The sequence below is a fragment of the Streptomyces sp. NPDC002564 genome (assembly GCF_042889645.1).
GTDB lineage: Bacteria > Actinomycetota > Actinomycetes > Streptomycetales > Streptomycetaceae > Streptomyces.
On record NZ_JBIARE010000004.1, the window covers coordinates 480413 to 495305 of the forward strand.

14 protein-coding genes and 2 tRNA genes are annotated in these 14893 nt (G+C 69.5%); 6 read left to right on the forward strand and 10 right to left on the reverse strand.

Annotated elements, in window-relative coordinates; all coding sequences use genetic code 11:
* Positions 1-142: 142 nt before the first annotated feature.
* Together ACFYXE_RS17440 and ACFYXE_RS17445 are read right to left on the reverse strand one after the other, a co-directional pair.
* Positions 143-877 (reverse strand): class E sortase, encoded by a 735-nt coding sequence (locus tag ACFYXE_RS17440; protein ID WP_389313660.1) that lies wholly within the window; start codon positions 875-877, stop codon positions 143-145.
* Positions 878-953: 76 nt separating this feature from the next.
* A complete protein-coding gene (locus ACFYXE_RS17445; RefSeq protein ID WP_361172653.1) occupies positions 954-1724 on the reverse strand; it encodes a DUF881 domain-containing protein in 771 nt (256 codons plus the stop codon).
* 141 nt (positions 1725-1865) lie between these two features.
* Between ACFYXE_RS17445 and crgA the strand changes: the two genes are divergently transcribed.
* Positions 1866-2123, forward strand: a complete 258-nt coding sequence (crgA, locus tag ACFYXE_RS17450; RefSeq protein WP_098243661.1) for a cell division protein CrgA — start codon at positions 1866-1868, stop codon at positions 2121-2123.
* A gap of 259 nt (positions 2124-2382) precedes the next feature.
* On the opposite strand, the gene ACFYXE_RS17455 is transcribed toward crgA, so the two are convergent.
* The gene (locus tag ACFYXE_RS17455) at positions 2383-3279 is read right to left on the reverse strand and encodes a rhomboid family intramembrane serine protease (protein ID WP_361172657.1); all 897 of its coding nucleotides are present in this window, start codon (positions 3277-3279) and stop codon (positions 2383-2385) included.
* Between the two features lie 114 nt (positions 3280-3393).
* Positions 3394-3927, reverse strand: coding sequence for a peptidylprolyl isomerase (locus tag ACFYXE_RS17460; protein ID WP_389313259.1), 534 nt, complete (start codon positions 3925-3927; stop codon positions 3394-3396).
* A 408-nt stretch (positions 3928-4335) separates the two neighbouring features.
* On the opposite strand from ACFYXE_RS17460, the gene ACFYXE_RS17465 reads away from it, so the two are divergent.
* On the forward strand, positions 4336-5037 hold the full coding sequence (locus ACFYXE_RS17465) for a DUF5324 family protein (RefSeq protein ID WP_389313261.1): 702 nt from the start codon (positions 4336-4338) through the stop codon (positions 5035-5037).
* A gap of 310 nt (positions 5038-5347) precedes the next feature.
* Entirely contained in the window at positions 5348-5839 is a 492-nt protein-coding gene (locus ACFYXE_RS17470) for a flavin reductase family protein (RefSeq protein ID WP_389313662.1), read from the forward strand.
* A gap of 116 nt (positions 5840-5955) precedes the next feature.
* Here the strand turns inward: ACFYXE_RS17470 and ACFYXE_RS17475 are convergent.
* Positions 5956-6028 (reverse strand) — tRNA-Ala (locus ACFYXE_RS17475).
* Between the two features lie 181 nt (positions 6029-6209).
* Between ACFYXE_RS17475 and ACFYXE_RS17480 the strand changes: the two genes are divergently transcribed.
* The gene (locus ACFYXE_RS17480) at positions 6210-6758 is read left to right on the forward strand and encodes a hypothetical protein (protein WP_055563954.1); all 549 of its coding nucleotides are present in this window, start codon (positions 6210-6212) and stop codon (positions 6756-6758) included.
* 49 nt (positions 6759-6807) lie between these two features.
* Positions 6808-8391: a protein kinase gene (locus tag ACFYXE_RS17485; RefSeq protein WP_389313263.1), complete on the forward strand. Its 1584-nt coding sequence runs from the start codon at positions 6808-6810 to the stop codon at positions 8389-8391.
* A gap of 26 nt (positions 8392-8417) precedes the next feature.
* On the opposite strand, the gene ACFYXE_RS17490 is transcribed toward ACFYXE_RS17485, so the two are convergent.
* Together ACFYXE_RS17490 and ACFYXE_RS17495 are read right to left on the reverse strand one after the other, a co-directional pair.
* Positions 8418-9833, reverse strand: a complete 1416-nt coding sequence (locus ACFYXE_RS17490) for a hypothetical protein (RefSeq protein WP_389313265.1) — start codon at positions 9831-9833, stop codon at positions 8418-8420.
* 352 nt (positions 9834-10185) lie between these two features.
* Entirely contained in the window at positions 10186-10314 is a 129-nt protein-coding gene (locus tag ACFYXE_RS17495; protein WP_003999697.1) for a DLW-39 family protein, read from the reverse strand.
* A gap of 312 nt (positions 10315-10626) precedes the next feature.
* Between ACFYXE_RS17495 and ACFYXE_RS17500 the strand changes: the two genes are divergently transcribed.
* The gene (locus ACFYXE_RS17500) at positions 10627-10959 is read left to right on the forward strand and encodes a DUF6344 domain-containing protein (protein WP_361173194.1); all 333 of its coding nucleotides are present in this window, start codon (positions 10627-10629) and stop codon (positions 10957-10959) included.
* A gap of 383 nt (positions 10960-11342) precedes the next feature.
* Here the strand turns inward: ACFYXE_RS17500 and ACFYXE_RS17505 are convergent.
* The 3 genes from ACFYXE_RS17505 to gyrA form a co-directional block, all read right to left on the reverse strand.
* Positions 11343-11419: transfer RNA gene (locus tag ACFYXE_RS17505), tRNA-Ile, on the reverse strand.
* Between the two features lie 98 nt (positions 11420-11517).
* The gene (locus ACFYXE_RS17510) at positions 11518-12228 is read right to left on the reverse strand and encodes a DUF3566 domain-containing protein (RefSeq protein WP_389313267.1); all 711 of its coding nucleotides are present in this window, start codon (positions 12226-12228) and stop codon (positions 11518-11520) included.
* A gap of 18 nt (positions 12229-12246) precedes the next feature.
* Positions 12247-14850, reverse strand: a complete 2604-nt coding sequence (gene gyrA, locus ACFYXE_RS17515) for a DNA gyrase subunit A (RefSeq protein ID WP_389313269.1) — start codon at positions 14848-14850, stop codon at positions 12247-12249.
* Positions 14851-14893: the final 43 nt, after the last annotated feature.

Consider the following 14893-nt stretch of genomic DNA (forward strand, 5'->3'; position numbering starts at 1 on the left):
CACATAGACCACCGCGAAGACGAGCACCAGGGAAATCAGCGCCCTCACCCATGCGTTTCCCGGCAGATGCCGCCAGATCCAGCCGTACATGCCGTCCCTTCCGTCGCGTACGGCAAGGCCTCCCCGGCCGTACCGCACCAGACTAACGGCGCAGTGCCTCCGGTTTCCCAGCCTCCACCGGCTGGGTCGCGTCCAGATGTGCCCAGGCGATCAGCCGGTGGCTGTGGCCCCACTCTGGTTCGCAGGTCGTAAGAGTGAGGTAACGCCCCGGGCCGTCATAGCCGGATTTGCGCGGCACGGGATCAATGACACCGATGTCGCCGGGGAGCGTCCGGTAGGGCTTCTTGTCGATCCGGTACGTGAACCACGTCGAGCCGTCGGTCAGCACGACGGCGTCGCCCGGGCGCAGCTCGGGGAAGTCCTTGAAGGGGTCGCCATAGGTGCGGCGGTGGCCGGCCACGGAGAAGTTGCCCTTCTGGCCGAGCCGCGCGGTGGAGGCGTAGTGGCCGAGGCCCTTCTTGAGGACGTCGGCGCCGGTGCCCTGGAGCACCGGTTTGTTCCACGTGAAACCGAACCGCGGGATGTACATGACGGCGAAGGCCCTGCCGTCCCGGTAGGGGCCGGGTTCCTTGGGCGAGGCCTCGGCCTTGCCGTCCCCGGTCGACGTGTCATCGGCACCCGGATCGCCGGTGCCCGTGTCGCCGCTGCCCGCGGCGACCGCCCCGCGCGCCCACCGGTCCTGGAGTTCGTCGATCTGGCTGTCCATGGCGCTGTCGGCCTTCACGCCGGTCCAGAACAGGACGTACACGACAAAGAGCACGATCAAGGCGCCGACGGTGATGCACAGTTCGCTGAACGTCCTGATGAGCACACGCACGGACACAGGACGGTCCCTCCCCAGGGGCTCGCTCGCTCCTCTTGCTGCTCCTACTGCTCTGCTGCTCCTGCTGCTCTTACTCCGCGGGCTTCGCGTAGTGGAGATCCACTGTGCCCGAGTAGCCGGGAAGAGTCACCGCTCCGTCGTCGTCGACTTTCCAGCCGAGGCCGTAGGCATTGACGTAGAGCATGTAGTTCTGGATCTCGGGGGAGGCCGCGAGGGCCGTCTTGAGCTTGTCGGGGTCGCCGACCGCGGTCACCTTGTACGGGGGTGAGTAGACGCGGCCCTGGAGGATCAGCGTGTTGCCGACGCAGCGCACGGCGCTCGTGGAGATCAGCCGCTGGTCCATGACCTTGATGCCCTGGGCGCCGCCCTGCCAGAGCGCGTTGACCACGGCCTGGAGGTCCTGCTGGTGGATGACCAGGTCATTGGGCTGGGGCTCGGGGTAGCCGGGGAGCTTGGCCGTGGCGTCGGGCGGGGCGTCGGCCAGGGTGACCGTGACCGCCTTGCCGTCGAGCTTCTTGGTGCCGGCGTTCTCCTCCAGCGCCTTGAGCCGGGCCTCGTCGGCCTTGGTGCTGCCGCTGTCGCGCTGGGCGAGCGACTCGACGTCGTCGCGGAGCGTGCCGTTGGACTCGTCGAGCCGGCCGTTCTTGTGGCTGCGCTCCTGAATCAGGTCGGAGAGTTTCAGCAACGAGGCGTCGGTACGGATGTTGGTGCCCTTGGCCGTGTTGAAACTGGTGAAGAAGATCAGCCCGGCCAAGGCGAACACAGCACCCGTAAGCACCCGAACCGGACGCCGGCGGGGGCGACGACCGGCACCTTTGTGGGAGTCGGCAGAATTGCTCAACGTACCCTTATCTCCTTCAGCGCCGCGGAAGCACTACGCTAACGGACGCCCGGGGGAGGCATTGGCTCCCCGTAGTGCCCGCCCGGCGCCAGCCCACAGTTACCTGCGCGGCCACGCAGCGCATCGACAGGAGAGACCCTCGTGCCGAAGTCACGTATCCGCAAGAAGGCAGACGACTACACCCCGCCGCCCTCGAAGAAGGCGACGAACATCAAGCTGACGAACCGCAGCTGGGTCGCTCCGGTGATGCTGGCGATGTTCCTCATCGGCCTCGCCTGGATCGTCGTCTTCTACGTCACGGACGGCAAGTTGCCGATCGACCCGCTGGGCAACTGGAACATCGTGGTCGGCTTCGGCTTCATCGCCGCGGGATTCGGCGTCTCCACGCAGTGGAAGTAGGCGCTGCCCCTTAGTGGGACGAGCGCCCCGGGCGCAAGTCCTGCCCTGAGTTATCCACAGCGCTATCCACATGGGGAAAAGGTCTGAAGATCTGTGGATAACCTTCAGCCGGTTGACGCCGGTGTGACTGGTCCACCGGATCTCTGTTCGCCCCTCGCCCCTTGTCCTTCCTGGGGAAACCCAGGTCAGGGACAAGGGGCACGGTTGTTCCCCACAGCTTGCACAAGATCCGGCACACGCTGTGGACAACGCGGGTACGTCAGGTGAGCTGCGCGGTCCGCACGACGACCATGACCACAGCCACGACCAGCACCAGCGCACAGCTGCCGTACTGGATGAGGTTCCGCCGCTCGCGGGGCGCGTGCACCATCGCGTAGCCCACGATCAGGCCGCCGACGAGGCCGCCGACGTGCGCCTGCCAGGCGATGTTGGGCCACCAGAAGGTGATCACCATGTTGATCGCGAGCAGCGCGATGACCGGCCGCATGTCGTAGTTCAGGCGCTTCATCAGGATCGCCGTCGCGCCGAAGAGGCCGAAGATCGCGCCGGAGGCCCCGAGCGAGGGCTGGTAGGGCTCTTCGAGGAGATACGTCAGCGCACCGCCCGCGAGGCCCGAGGCCGCGTAGAGCGCGAGGTAGCGGGCCCGGCCGAGAGCCGCTTCCAGCGGGCCGCCGATCCACCACAGGCTGAGCATGTTGAACGCGATGTGCATATAGCTGCTGTGCAGGAACATCGCCGTCACCAGGCGGTACCACTGGCCCTCGGCGACGCCCTCGACCGAGCCGAACTCCGGCACGAAGGCCCGGCCCAGCAGATCGAACCGGTCGGTGAACCGGTCCCCGACCACCAGCTGCACCAGGAACAGGGCGAGATTCAGCCCCACGAGCACCTTGGTGACCAGACGCGGATCGGCGGTGACCGTGCCGCCCGCGACCGTGCGCGGCTGGTTGGCCTCCGGCGCGTGACCGGTGCCCGAACCGCCCCGGACGCACTCGGGGCACTGGAACCCCACCGAGGCACTGATCATGCAGTCGGTGCAGATGGGGCGCTCGCAGCGGGTGCAGGTGATGCCGGTCTCACGGTCCGGATGCCGGTAGCAGACGGGCAGGCCCGATGCGCCCTGCGGCTCCTGCGGGCTGCCTGGAGCCTGGTCCATGGGGTCCCCTCAATCTCCGTACGAAGGCACTGTGACGGCACGTGTGGCAACGCACCGCCCCGCCCTTCCTTACGGATGGGCGGGGCGGTTTGGTTCCCTCGCGGTACGCGTGGATCAGGCGTCGCGGGTCTCGATGACCACGGACTCGATGACCACGTCGTTGACCGGACGGTCGGTGCGCGGGTTGGTCTGCGTGGTGCCGATGGCGTCCACGACCTTCTGGCTGGCCGCGTCGGTGACCTCGCCGAAGATGGTGTGCTTGCGGGTCAGCCACGCGGTCGGCGCCACAGTCACGAAGAACTGCGAGCCGTTGGTGCCCGGACCTGCGTTGGCCATCGCCAGCAGGTACGGCTTGTCGAAGGCGAGGTCCGGGTGGAACTCGTCCTCGAACTCGTAGCCCGGACCGCCGGTGCCGTTGCCCAGCGGGTCGCCGCCCTGGATCATGAAGCCGCTGATCACACGGTGGAAGACGGTGCCGTCGTACAGGCGGTCCGAGGTCTTCTTGCCGGTCGCGGGGTGGACCCACTCGCGCTCGCCCTGAGCGAGCTCAACAAAGTTCTTGACCGTCTTGGGCGCGTGGTTCGGCAGGAGCCGGACCTCGATGTCGCCCTGGTTGGTCTTCAGGGTGGCGTAAAGCTGCTCAGCCACGATCTGCCTTCCGTTGTCTTCTGTGACACCCCGATCCTCGCACGGACGGGATTGGGACGAGTAGCCACCGACTGGGCGCGCGCCGAACCGATCCGTGGCATTGTCGGCCAAGAGCTCTTCTTGCACCGATTCGATCGAATTGAACGGACCGCGGCAGACCGCAGCTGATTCCGTCGGTCGATCCTGATTCCCGCCGGTCGATCGGGGCAGCAGAGAACTCAGATCTTTCTCTGTTCCGGAGTGCCTGTGCGCAGAGTGCCGATGTTCAGAGTGTGGTTTCAGAGTGCCGGTGTCATCTCCCGTGACCCGGATGCCCGCCCTCACATGCCTTGGGAGCGATCCGGAAGGCATGATCGTTGAAAGGGTGGAAAGGTGACATACCTATACGCCACCGAGGAGGAGGATCCCGTGACCCGCATCGACAGCGTGCGCGCCGCGACCGGCTCGGCCAAGGACAGCGTGCGTCACGCCGCGGACGCGGTGGCACCCTACGCCGACACGGCCAAGGACCGGGCCGCCCACTACGCGCACGAGGCGCGTGTACGGCTCGCGCCCAAGGTGTCCCAGGCCGCTGAGCAAGCCCGTGTCCAGTACGGCGCCCACGTAGCCCCCCGCGTCGAGCAGGCCCGCACGCACGTGCCGCCGAAGGTCGACCACGCCGCCCACGAAGCCGCCGTCCGTACCCGCAAGGCCGCCCGCCAGGCCGCGGACTACTCCAAGCCCCGCATCGAGCACGCGGTCGCCGCCGCGCAGCCCGTCCGCGAGGAGGCCGCGTCCCGTGGCACGGCGGCGATCGCCGCGCTGCGCGGTCAGGTCTCGGCCAAGGAGGTCCAGCGTCTGGCCCGCAAGCACGAGCGCCGGGCCAGGACGGGACGCCTCGCCAAGCGCCTCGCCGTGATCGGCATCCTCGCGGGCGGCGCCGTCGCCGCGTGGAAGTGGTGGGACAAGCAGGCCAACCCGGACTGGCTGGTCGAGCCGCCCGCCGCCACCGAGGTCCCGGCCGGTACGCCGCTGACCTCGGTCGACGGCAGTGGCCAGGCCGCCCTCGACCCCGAGGTCCAGGCCAAGCAGGCCGAGGCGGAGGCCGAGGCCACCGACCGCGACAAGTAGGACCGCGGGCGAGCAGGGCCGCCAGGACGACATCGTGACGCCGTGGGGCGGAAGACCATCAGGTCTTCCGCCCCACGGCGTCAGCGTCCCAATGGCGGCGTTTCACGACGGCGTTTCACGTGAAACAACGCCGGAGCACGACGGCGGGCAGAGCCCGGTGGTCCACCGCCCGGCCGCACGCCGTCGACCGCGCCGCCCTCGACCGCGCTTCCCTCGACCCCGCTTTCCTCACCGCGCTTCCCTCACCACGCTTTCCTCACCGCGCTTCCCTCAGCACGTCTCCCCGCACCACGACCCTCGGCAGGTGGACATGGACGACGAGGACATCGCGCCCTTCACCGCGCTCGCGCATCCCGCCGTGTACGTGGTCACCGCGGCGGCCGACGACCGGCGCGCCGGCTGTCTGGTCGGCTTCGCGGGCCAGTGCTCCCTCGACCCCGTCCGCTTCGCCGTCTGGCTCTCCAAGGCCAACCACACCTACGGCGTCGCCCTGTCGGCCCGCACCCTCACCGTCCACCTGCTGCCCCGGGACCGGCACGACCTCGCCGAGCGCTTCGGTGCGCTGTGCGGCGCCGAGACCGACAAATTCTCCGGCCTGGACTGGCACGAGGGGCTGGGCGGCGCGGTCGTCCTGGGCGATGCGCTCGCCTGGTTCACCGGACGCGTCCACGACCGCTTCGACGGGGGAGACCATGTGGCCTTCCTCCTCGACCCCGTCGCCACCCACACCCCGACGGCCGACGGACCGGGCCCCCTCACCCTGAACGACGCCACCGACATCACGGCCGGCCACCCCGCGTGACCTGCACCGGGCCCGTCGAGGGACCCGGGGCGCGGACCATCGGCGGCCCCCGCCCGAAGCAACGAAGAAGCCCCTCCTACCTGCGTTTCCACCGGCGGGAGGGGCTTCTTGCGATGTGGAGCCTAGGGGAGTCGAACCCCTGACATCTGCCATGCAAAGACAGCGCTCTACCAACTGAGCTAAGGCCCCGTACACGCTGCACGGACCGGAAGAATCACCTCCCGGCGTGCACCGCAGACCAGAGTACCGGGTCACCCCCCGGATCTCGCAAAAGGATTGGGGGTCCCGGTCCTCGACCACGCTCCGTAAGATGCTCGACGTGGTTCGCGGCAGCGAACCGCGGTCTTAGGGGAAGCGATGGGGAGACGCAATGGACGCCGCACAGCAAGACACCACCGCGAGAGCACGAGAGCTCCAGCGGAACTGGTACGGGGAGCCGCTGGGGGCGCTCTTCCGACGCCTCATCGATGATCTGGGCCTGAACCAGGCACGCCTCGCCGGAGTCCTCGGATTGTCCGCACCCATGCTGTCCCAGCTCATGAGCGGCCAGCGCGCGAAGATCGGCAACCCGGCCGTCGTCCAGCGCGTCCAGCTCCTGCAGGAACTGGCCGGCCAGGTCGCCGACGGCAGCGTCAGCGCCGCCGAGGCCACCGACCGCATGGACGAGATCAAGAAGTCCCAGGGCGGCTCCGTGCTCACCAACACCTCGCAGACGGCGACCAGTTCGGGCGCGCCCACCGTGAAGCGCGTGGTGCGCGAGATCCAGTCACTGCTGCGCTCCGTCGCGGCCGCCGGTGACATCATCGATGCCGCGGACTCCCTCGCCCCGACCCACCCGGAGCTGGCAGAGTTCCTCCGGGTGTACGGCGCCGGGCGTACCGCGGACGCGGTCGCCCACTACGAGGCGCACCAGAGCTGAGCCGTCGACCGGGCCGCCGCGCGGCCCGGAAGGGGAGCGGAGCGCGACCATGGGTGAGGTCTTCGCCGGCCGGTACGAACTGGTCGACCCGATCGGACACGGGGGAGTCGGAGCGGTCTGGCGCGCCTGGGACCACCGGCGGCACCGCTATGTGGCCGCCAAGGTCCTGCAACAGAGGGACGCATACTCCCTGTTGAGGTTCGTACGCGAACAGGCCCTGCGGATCGACCACCCCCATGTGCTCGCGCCCGCCAGCTGGGCCGCCGACGACGACAAGGTCCTGTTCACCATGGACCTGGTCGGCGGCGGCTCGCTGGCGCATGTGATCGGGGACTACGGCCCGCTGCCGCCCCGCTTCGTGTGCACCCTGCTCGACCAGCTCCTCTCCGGTCTCGCGGCCGTCCACGCCGAAGGCGTCGTCCACCGCGACATCAAGCCGGCCAACATCCTGCTGGAGGCCACCGGCGCCGGACGCCCGCATCTGCGCGTGTCCGACTTCGGCATCTCGATGCGGAAGGGCGAGCCCCGGCTGACCGAGACCGACTATGTCGTCGGCACTCCCGGCTACTTCGCCCCCGAGCAAATGCTCGGCGCCGAACCGGACTTCACCGCCGACCTCTTCGCCGTCGGCCTGGTCGCCCTGTACCTCCTGGAGGGCGCCAAGCCGGACGCCAAGGCACTCATCGAGTACTTCGCCGAGCACGGGACGCCACGGGCCCCCCAGGGCATCGCCGAGCCCCTGTGGCAGGTCATCGCCACCTTGCTCCAGCCGGACCCCCAGACGCGCTTCCGCACCGCCACGGGCGCGCGCAAGGCACTCGCCTCGGCCGCCGAGATGCTGCCCGAGGCCGGCCCCGACGACGAGCTCATCGAGATCTTCGACCAACTCGCCCCGCTGCCCACGGGGTTCGGCCCCGACGGCCCCCTGGCAGGCGCGCCGCGCCGCCCCGGTCACACCCCTCGGCACGCGGCCGGCCGCCCACCGAGGCACGCGGCCGAGCCCGCACCCACGCCACCGGCCCCGCCGACGTCCACCCCCTTCCCTCCCATGCCCCGCACAGCCGCCACACCGCCGACGCCGAACCCCGCGCCCCTTCCCGCTCCCCCCATACCGACCGCTACACCGACCCCTCCACCGGCCTCGACGCCCTCACCCCCACCGGCCCGGAACCACGCCGACGACTGGCGGACGCAGGGCCACCCACCGTCGCCCGACCCCATGCCCGCGTCCGAGTACGCACAGGCCCCGGATCCCGCTCCTTCCGGCACCTTCCACCTGCCGCCTCCGGTGCACCCCGCTCAGCCACCCCTCCCGTCCACTCCCCCTACTCCCATGCCGCTACGGGCCCCCGCACCCCACCTCAGGCCCGACCCGACACCCCAGCCCGCGCATGTGCCTTCCCCCCACCAAGCAGTCACGTCGTCGGCGCCCCGCGCTCACGCCTCTACTTATCCATACACCGCTCACGCCGCTCAGGTTCCACCTCTGAGCCACCCGATTCCCCGGCCCCTCACGACAGGCTCCACCGCCTCGCCGAGGCGCCCGGGACCGCCCGCCAAGGTCGCGGTCCCGATGCTGCTCGCCGCGCTGACCTGCCTCGCCGTCGGCGTCTGGGCCCTCACCCAGCTCTGACGACCTGAGCCGCCGGAGCCGCATCGTCAGATCCGACGCGGCGCCGCGGCCGCCCTGCGTCGAGCGACCAGCGTCCACACGCCGAGGATCCCGAGCAGCACCACACCGGACCCGATCCCGCCGGCTGCGACGACGGCCATCACCTGGTCGTCGCTCCCGCCACCGCTCCCGTCCCCGCCGCCGCTCCCGGGCGCCGTCTCCCCGCGCTCGGCGGCCTCCGTGTCCCGCTCCGACACGCCGAAGTCGTCGGCGGGCCGGGGTGATCCCGCGTAGACGGGCCCCGGCCGCGGCGACCCGGCCACGCCCACCCGCAAGGTCAGCTCCAGTGGGCCGTCGCCGAACTTCTCCGCCACGGCCGGGTTGAGGTGAACCGAGACGTAGTACCAGCCGGCGAACCGCATCGCGGACATCTCGTCGGTGGGGGAGAAACGATTCTCGTGAGCGACCGGCGGCAAGGCGTCCAGCGCCATCGACTTCTGCCTGCCGTCGTACGAGGTGTCGGCGTCGTCGACCTCGGCGCGCACCGGGTTGTACAGGGACATGACCAGCGCGGACGAGACGTACCCCGAGCCGCGCGCGGTCCCCCGCCCCACCCCGCCTCCCGCGCCGGCCGAGCCCCCGCTCGCAGCACCCCCACTCGACACGCCCCCACTCGACAAGCCCCTACTCGCGGCGCCACCGTTCTCGGCGCCCCCACTCGCGGCGCCCTCGCTCGTGCTGCCGAGCTCGGCGGCGACCGAGAGCCGCTGCCCCCAGTCGACCGGTACGCGGTAGAAAAGCGTGTCCCCGGGCTCGATCCCGGCGCCCCACACCCCGTCCCGCAGCCCTCGTGCCTCGTTGAAGCTCGTGCCGCCCGCACGCGCCCGCCGCTGGCCCGACGGCGGCACGGGCACGGCGGAGTCCCATGCCTCTGGTGCCGTCGTCCCGCCCCTGTCCCTCAGTACGGGTTCCGACGCGACGTGCAGTTCCAGGTCCCAGTCCTCCTGGGCGCCGGGTCCGGAGGCCCTGGTGTGCTCGACGAGCACGTAATACGTTCCGGCGCTCCGGCAGCTCTTCTCGTCCGGCCCGGCCCTGCGTACCGCGCTGGCCGTGATCGGACGCGCGCTCCCCGAGGAGCCGAACCGCGCCTTCTCCGCCTCGAGGGGGCTGCAGTTGTTGCCGTCCGCGTCCTGGATGGACACCTCGACGCCGTCGGCATAGGAGAGCCGCGTGCCCGGCTTCGGCACCGCGGTGGCCGACACGTAGGCGTTCTCGAGCGCCGTGAGCTCCAGACGGTAAAAGTGCCGTCCCGCGCGCGGGAGGGTGCTTTTGTACGTCTTCCCGGCTCGGAGCAGGCGCCCCGCGACGTTGGTGGGCGCTCCTTCGACCGTCTCGGCGCCCTCGGCGAACGCGTACGGACGGGGCGTCCCGGCGGCTCCGGCCTGCCCGGGAAGGGCCGCCACCGCACAGAGTGCGGCGCCCACGACCACGGTCGGCACGACACGGCCGCGCCCCCGCCCCACCGCTCTCCGGCACCCGTTCAGCCGCCGCCCCATCACGCGCCACCCCTCGTCGTGAACCCAGCCGTCCCGCCCGTCCCGACCGTCCTGCCCGCGCGGGGCGGCACGGACACCACCACGGAGCCGCCGTCGCCGCAACCGCGCCACCCCGGCATTCGCTTACGCAAGCGAATACTTCACGTAAGCGAAGAGCTGGGGACCGCCCGAGAAAGGGATCCGCAATACGCCCCGGGACAGCACAAGGCCCCGGTCGCAAAAGCGACCGGGGCCTGTGAAGTGACTGTTGTCGATCGACTCACGAACCCGTGGGCACGGAGTCAGTCGCCTCCGTCCACAGATCCTGCTCGGCGCGATCCGCCTGGATCTGGCGGTACACGAGGAGCCCGCCGATGGCGGCCAGTGCGACCAGGAGAAGCTTCTTCACCGCGCGACCTCGTCTTTCCTTGACGTAGGGGACTTCTGGCGCCCGACTATACACACCGAGCGATATCGATCGGTGACCTGGATCTGCCTCAACTACCGCCCCGTACACAGCAATCGAAGTGGACCCGGAAACTCCGCACTGATCCGCTCCACTGTGATTTTCGACGCTTTGCGCCCTTCTCGGGGCCCTTGGGGCCATCCGGGTGGTGTTCATCTGAACATCAACGCGGCGCGAGCGTCGGTCCCCCACTTCGGGCTCCGTATACACATCATGAGGAAAGTACGCAAATCGCCCAACCCGAATTGAGGGGCCATGACCGGCAACAAGGCCATGAAACTGTGGACCACGATCGTCACCGCCTTCCTCGCGCTGTTCGCGGCGCTGGGGCTCACCACGACGGCCACCGCGGCCACGGCGGTACAGGAGACCACGAACGCACGCAATGCGACGGTGTGCACGCCCACACCGGCGATGGCAGCCCTCTGGACGGCCGCGTACGAACGGTCCTTGCCCCCGACGATGAAGCAGCGCATCCGGGCCGAGGCCCATGGATCGTCACCCAGCTGCCGGCACCTGCCCCCGACGGACACGGAAGCCGAGGCTGAGACGCCCTCGCAAGAACCCGCCCTCGCCGCAGAGCCGTAATCCCGGCCCGCCCCCAGGGGCACACGCCCTCACCACTCCAAGAAGACCCCCGGCCTCCACGGGCCGGGGGTCTTCTTGCGCGAGCATCTCGTACGACCGTCCCGTACGACCATCCCGCGACCGGCCCGTGACGCCCTCGCCGCAGAGCCGGTCCTTGCCGCCGGTCCGAGCCCCCCGGACGCCACGGACCCCAGCCGCGCGCCTCCAGGTCACTCCCTCCAGCTCATCCCCAGGTAGGCGACACAGCCCACCACCGGAAGAGCCCACCCACCGCGACACAGCCCCGGCCCAAGCCCCACACCCAGACCCGCAGCCGCCCACGCCCACACCCACGCCCGGAAACGCCAGAACCCCCCAACCGGATCGGTTGGGGGGTTCTGTGCTGGTGGGGCTAACAGGATTTGAACCTGTGGCCTCATCCTTATCAGGGATGCGCTCTAACCAACTGAGCTATAGCCCCGCCGCGCTGCGGTGTGTGTCCCGCGCGCTGACCTCTGAAGATTAGCGCACCTGGGCGCCAGTCCCAAAATCGATGGCCGCACGCGGGAGTAGCGGGCGCTACTCGTCCTCGGCGAGGGTCAGCTCGACGCCGCCCACGAAGCCCGCGGAGAGGTTGTAGATGAAGGCGCCCAGCGTCGCCAGCGCCGTCGCCAGGACGACGTCGATGACCGCGATGATCGACGTGAACATCAGGACGCGCGGCAGCGACAGGAACGACTGCAGGTCGAAGCCGTTGGACTCGTTCGAGCCCGTGGCCTCGGAGATCGTGCCGCCGACCGTCGAGAAGACGCCCATCGCGTCCATGACCATCCACAGGACGGCCGCCGCCACGATCGTGCAGATGCCGAGCGCGATGGAGAGCAGGAAGCTGACCTTCATGACCGACCACGGGTCGGCCTTGGCCACCCGGAGCCGTGCCTTGCGGGTGCGCGGCGTCGTGCGCGCCCCCGTGCGCGGCCTGCGCACCGCGCCCGCCTGCGCGCCCTGCTGGTACGCCTGCGGCGGGTGATAGGGCTGGGACGACTGCTGCTGAGGCTGTCGCTCCCCGGGCAGGGCGCCGCCGCCCTGCGTGCCCTTGCCGGCCGCGTACGACGTGTCGTACTGGCCGGAGGCCTGACCAGAAGTCCCCGGCCCTCGGGTGTCCGTCACAGTCCCCCCCTGGGATCCATGAGACTCGTCGGAGTCGTGTGCATCAGTGACGGAGCCACGGGCACCGTCCGTGCCGGTTGTGCCGGTTCTCTTCGCCCCGGCGCCCGTGGCTCCACTCACGATGACTCACTCCTCGCGCTACTCGGCCGAGGAGTCCGTGCCCTCGTCCGTACCGGCGACCGGCTCGGCACCGTCCGATTCGTCGACGACGATGTCTCCGTCGACTTCCTCGGCCTCGCGTCCGGCCTCGGCGTTACGAGCGATACCGACCACGGCATCGCGCTTGCCCAGGTTGATCAGTTGGACGCCCATGGTGTCACGGCCCGTCTCCCTGACCTCGTTGACTCGCGTACGAATCACACCGCCGCCGAGCGTGATGGCGAGGATCTCGTCGGTCTCCTCGACCACCAGGGCACCGACGAGTTCGCCGCGGTCCTCCACGATCTTGGCGGCCTTGATGCCCAGGCCGCCACGGCCCTGGACGCGGTACTCGTCGACATTGGTGCGCTTCGCGTACCCGCCGTCGGTTGCGGTGAACACGAACGTACCTGGACGGACCACATTCATCGAGAGCAGCTCGTCGCCGTCGCGGAAACTCATTCCCTTGACGCCCGAAGTGGCGCGGCCCATCGGGCGCAGCGCGTCGTCCGTTGCGGTGAACCTGATCGACTGGGCCTTCTTGCTGATGAGCAGCAGGTCGTCCTCGGACGAGACGAGCTCGGCGCCGATCAGTTCGTCGTCCGAACCGTCGTCCGTCTCGCGGAGGTTGATGGCGATGACACCACCGGAGCGGGGCGAGTCGTAGTCCTTCAGGGGGGTCTTCTTGACCAGACCGCCCTTGGTGGCGAGCACCAGGTAGGGCACCGCTTCGTAGTCGCGGATCGCGAGGATCTCGGCGATCTGCTCGTCCGGCTGGAAGGCGAGGAGGTTCGCCACGTGCTGGCCGCGGGCGTCGCGTCCGGCGTCGGGGAGCTCGTACGCCTTGGCGCGGTAGACGCGCCCCTTGTTGGTGAAGAACAGCAGCCAGTGGTGGGTCGTCGACACGAAGAAGTGGTCGACGATGTCGTCCTGCTTCAGCTTCGTGCCGCGCACGCCCTTGCCGCCGCGCTTCTGGGAACGGTAGTCCTCGGTCTTGGTCCGCTTGATGTAGCCGCCGCGGGTGATCGTGACGACGATGTCCTCTTCGGCGATCAGGTCCTCCATGGACATGTCGCCGTCGAAGGGCACCAGGGCGGACCGGCGGTCCTCGCCGAACTTGTCGACGATCGCCGCGAGCTCCTCGCTGATGATCTGGCGCTGCTTCTCCGGGGAGGCCAGGATCGCGTTGTACTCGTTGATCTTCGCCTGCAGCTCGTCGTGCTCGGCGACGATCTTCTGGCGCTCCAGGGCGGCCAGGCGGCGCAGCTGCATCTCGAGGATGGCGTTGGCCTGGATCTCGTCGATCGACAGGAGGCCCATCAGGCCCTCGCGCGCGACGTCGACGGTCTGGCTGGCCCGGATGAGGGCGATGACCTCGTCGATGGCGTCCAGGGCCTTCAGGAGGCCGCGCAGGATGTGCGCCCGCTCCTCGGCCTTGCGCAGCCGGAACTTCGTGCGCCGGACGATGACCTCGACCTGGTGCGTCACCCAGTGGCGGATGAACGCGTCCAGCGAGAGGGTGCGCGGCACGCCGTCGACCAGGGCCAGCATGTTGGCGCTGAAGTTCGACTGCAGGTCGGTGTGCTTGTAGAGGTTGTTCAGCACGACCTTGGCGACCGCGTCCCGCTTCAGGACGATGACCAGGCGCTGGCCGGTGCGCGAGGACGACTCGTCGCGGACGTCGGCGATGCCGCCGACCTTGCCGTCCTTGACCAGGTCGGCGATCTTCTGCGCGAGGTTGTCGGGGTTGGTCTGGTAGGGGAGCTCGGTGACCACCAGGCACTGGCGGTTCTGGATTTCCTCGACGGCGACGACCGCGCGCATCGTGATGGAGCCGCGGCCCGTGCGGTACGCCTCCTCGATGCCCTTGCGGCCCACGACGAGGGCGCCGGTCGGGAAGTCGGGGCCCTTGATGCGCTCGATCAGGGCGTCGAGCAGCTCCTCGTGGGAGGCCTCGGGGTGCTCCAGGGCCCACTGCGCGCCCGCCGCGACCTCGCGGAGGTTGTGCGGCGGGATGTTGGTGGCCATGCCGACCGCGATGCCCGCGGAGCCGTTGATCAGCAGGTTCGGGAAGCGCGCCGGCAGGACCGTCGGCTCCTGGTTGCGGCCGTCGTAGTTGTCCGTGAAGTCGACGGTCTCCTCGTCGATGTCACGGACCATCTCCATGGCCAGCGGCGCCATCTTGCACTCGGTGTAGCGCATGGCGGCGGCCGGGTCGTTGCCCGGGGAGCCGAAGTTGCCGTTGGAGTCCACCAGCGGCATCCGCATCGACCACGGCTGGGCGAGGCGCACCAGGGCGTCGTAGATGGAGGAGTCGCCGTGCGGGTGGTACGTACCCATGACGTCGCCGACGACGCGGGCGCACTTGTAGAAGCCCTTCTCGGGGCGGTAGCCGCCGTCGTACATCGCGTACAGGACGCGACGGTGGACGGGCTTCAGGCCGTCCCGCACGTCGGGCAGCGCGCGGGACACGATGACGGACATCGCGTAGTCGAGATAGGAGCGCTGCATCTCCGTCTCGAGCCCGACGGGCTCGACACGCATGCCCACGCCGGGAACAGCGGGTTCCTCTTCGGGCGTCACAGGGGTGTTCTCGTCGGCCATTGCTGGTCAAAGTCCTTTCGAGGTGCGGCGGGTACGGGCCGAC